The sequence below is a fragment of the Streptomyces africanus genome, assembly GCF_002150735.1.
GTDB classification, from domain to species: Bacteria; Actinomycetota; Actinomycetes; order Streptomycetales; family Streptomycetaceae; genus Streptomyces; species Streptomyces africanus.
In genome coordinates this window covers 1-2477 of the sequence record NZ_MUKA01000557.1, presented here as the reverse complement: position 1 = coordinate 2477, position 2477 = coordinate 1, and the positions used below count along the sequence as shown (strand labels likewise).

The following is a 2477-nucleotide window of genomic DNA, read 5'->3' as shown; positions in this document are numbered from 1 at the left end:
GCGCCCAGTTGCAGCCAGGCGGCTTCCCTGCCACCGACCGCGACGAGCTTGCTGACGTTGAGCCGGACGGCTCGCCGTCCGGCTCAACGTCAGCAAGCTCGTCGCGGTCGGTGGCAGGGAAGCCGCCTGGCTGCAACTGGGCGCATATAACGAGGGTTCGTGGGGTGAGGAGTCGGTGCACGTGTCCGACGCACAGGCGGCGATCGACCTGTTGCGCAGCGAGTTGCGCCCGGGAGACGTCGTACTCGTGAAGGCGTCCCGTTCGGTCGGCCTCGAGCGCGTTGCCCAGGCGCTGCTCGAGACCGGTGCCGAGGGTGAGGTTTCCGCCCGATGATGAAGCAGATCCTGTTCGCAGGAGTCATTGGCCTCTTCCTGACGCTGGTCGGCACCCCGCTGCTGATCAAGCTCCTCGCGCGCAAGGGCTACGGCCAGTACATCCGCGACGACGGCCCGCGCGAGCACGCCAGCAAGCGCGGGACGCCGACCATGGGCGGTATCGCCTTCATCCTGGCGACGGTCGCCGCGTACTTCCTGGCCAAGGTGATCACGGGCTATCTCGACCCGGACGTCGACGCGGCGCCGACTTTCTCGGGTCTGCTGGTGCTCGGCCTGATGGTCGGCATGGGCCTGGTCGGCTTCCTCGACGACTACATCAAGATCGTCAAGCGGCGTTCGCTGGGTCTGCGGGCCAAGGCGAAGATGGCCGGCCAGCTGATCGTCGGCATCGGCTTCGCGGTGCTCTCGCTGCAGTTCGCGGACAACCGAGGCAACACCCCCGCCTCCACGAAGCTGTCGTTCATCACGGACTTCGGCTGGACGATCGGACCCGTGCTGTTCGTGGTCTGGGCGCTGTTCATGATCCTCGCGATGTCGAACGGCGTGAACCTGACCGACGGTCTGGACGGTCTGGCCACCGGCGCCTCGGTGCTCGTCTTCGGCGCCTACACCTTCATCGGCGTCTGGCAGTTCCAGGAGTCCTGCGCCAACGCGCAGACGCTGACCAACCCGGGCGCGTGTTACGAGGTGCGCGACCCCCTCGACCTGGCGGTGGTCGCCTCCGCGCTGATGGGTGCCTGCCTGGGCTTCCTGTGGTGGAACACCTCGCCGGCCAAGATCTTCATGGGTGACACCGGTTCGCTCGCGCTCGGCGGTGTGCTCGCCGGCCTCGCGATCTGCTCGCGCACCGAGCTGCTGATGGCCATCCTCGGCGGCCTGTTCGTCCTGATCACCATGTCCGTGGTGATCCAGGTCGGCTCCTTCCGCCTCACCGGGAAGCGCGTCTTCCGGATGGCGCCACTCCAGCACCACTTCGAACTCAAGGGCTGGTCCGAAGTGCTCGTCGTGGTCCGCTTCTGGATCATTCAGGGCATTTGTGTGATCGTCGGACTAGGCCTCTTCTATGCAGGATGGGCAGCGGACAAGTGACCTCCTCGGTGTCTTCGGAACTCAAGGGCAAGCACGTCACCGTCGCCGGGCTCGGCGTCTCCGGCGTCCCGGCGGCCAAGGTGCTGCACGGCCTCGGCGCGACCGTCACGGCCGTCAACGACGGCGCCGACGAGCGCGCTCGGGCGCAGGCCGCCGAGCTGGAGGCGCTCGGCATCACCGTGCGCCTCGGTGACGGCGACACCTTGCCCGAGGGCACCGAGCTGATCGTCACCGCGCCCGGCTGGAAGCCCGACAAGCCGCTGTTCGCGGCCGCGGAGCGGGCGGGCGTGCCCGTCTGGGGCGACGTCGAGCTGGCCTGGCGCCTGCGCGGCCCCGACGCGGCCCCGTGGCTCGCCGTCACGGGCACCAACGGCAAGACCACCACCGTCCAGATGCTCGCCTCGATCCTGAAGGCGGCGGGCCTGCGCACGGCCGCCGTCGGCAACATCGGCGTCTCCCTGCTGGACGCGGTGCTCGGCGAGGAGCAGTACGACGTGCTGGCCGTGGAGCTGTCCAGCTACCAGCTCCACTGGGCGCCGTCGCTGCGCGCCCACTCGGCCGCCGTGCTCAACCTCGCCCCCGACCACCTGGACTGGCACGGCTCCATGGAGGCGTACGCCGCCGACAAGGGCCGTATCTACGAGGGCAATCGCGTCGCCTGCGTCTACAACGCGGACGCCACCGACAAGCCGTCCACCGAGGATCTGGTCCGCGAGGCCGACGTCGAGGAGGGCTGCCGGGCCGTCGGCTTCACCCTCGGCACACCCGCGCCCTCCCAACTCGGCGTCGTGGAGGGCATCCTCGTCGACCGTGCCTTCGTCGAGAACCGGCAGAAGAACGCCCAGGAGCTCGCCGAGGTCGCCGACGTCAGGCCGCCGGCCCCGCACAACATCGCCAACGCCCTCGCGGCGGCGGCCCTCGCGCGGGCCTACGGCGTGCCCGCCAAGGCCGTACGGGACGGCCTGCGGGCGTTCACCCCGGACGCCCACCGCATCGCGCACGTGGCCGACGTGGACGGGGTCGCGTACGTCGACGACTCCAAGGCCACCAAC

The 2477-nt window shown here is 69.5% G+C and carries 2 protein-coding genes and 1 pseudogene; all 3 read left to right on the top strand.

Features of this window, described 5'->3' with window-relative positions; all coding sequences use genetic code 11:
* Positions 1–64: 64 nt before the first annotated feature.
* A pseudogene (locus CCL05_RS42015) lies at positions 65–334 on the top strand (UDP-N-acetylmuramoyl-tripeptide--D-alanyl-D-alanine ligase); the annotation flags it as partial.
* Positions 334–1425: a phospho-N-acetylmuramoyl-pentapeptide-transferase gene (mraY, locus tag CCL05_RS42010; RefSeq protein WP_037670865.1), complete on the top strand. Its 1092-nt coding sequence runs from the start codon at positions 334–336 to the stop codon at positions 1423–1425. The pseudogene CCL05_RS42015 and the gene mraY, both read left to right, overlap by 1 nt.
* A partial coding sequence (gene murD / locus CCL05_RS42005; RefSeq protein ID WP_208641741.1) for a UDP-N-acetylmuramoyl-L-alanine--D-glutamate ligase occupies positions 1407–2477 on the top strand: 1071 nt, incomplete at its 3' end. The genes mraY and murD, both read left to right, overlap by 19 nt.